The organism is Pseudomonas sp. EL_65y_Pfl1_R83, assembly GCF_963970695.1.
GTDB lineage: Bacteria > Pseudomonadota > Gammaproteobacteria > Pseudomonadales > Pseudomonadaceae > Aquipseudomonas > Aquipseudomonas tritici.
In genome coordinates this window covers 1-483 of record NZ_CAXAQI010000328.1, presented here as the reverse complement: position 1 = coordinate 483, position 483 = coordinate 1, and the positions used below count along the sequence as shown (strand labels likewise).

Here is a 483-nt window from a genome sequence, read left to right as displayed (position 1 = left end):
CCATCATCCAACCTGTGGAGCCGACTATCGCCAACAACAGCATCAACACGACGATCATCGCCGCACCAGCTGGATTATGCCCGATATAGCGAGGCTCCCGACGAGCGATCATCGCGCGAAAATAGCGCAGCAGCCCGACGGGACCTGTCACGAAGCTGGCAAAACGAGCATGGCGGCGGCCGATGACACCCCACACAAGCCGGATCGCCAATGCGGTCACGACGACGTAACCGACGTAGATATGTGGCGTTTCTTCATGCTTCAGGACAGTGAGATTGGCGATAACGCCAGCTGCGACCGTCCAATGAAAGATGCGGACGATCGGATCCCAGACCTTGACCCTGCCGCTCTTTCGGGCAGGGCCATTGGTCGGCGTCCGGGGAACGACATTGCCCATCGTCAATCGACGTTGTTTTTGACGATGGCACCGTTCACCGGGTTGAAATAGACCTCGGCGCGCTTGCCGTCCTTGGTGTGCGCATA

The 483-nt window shown here is 58.6% G+C and carries 1 protein-coding gene; it reads right to left on the bottom strand.

Annotated elements, in window-relative coordinates; all coding sequences use genetic code 11:
- Nucleotides 1–397, bottom strand: a 397-nt coding sequence (locus AACY08_RS29120; protein ID WP_339472540.1) for a cytochrome b/b6 domain-containing protein, incomplete at its 3' end; no start/stop codon positions are given.
- Between the last annotated feature and the right edge of the window lie 86 nt (nucleotides 398–483).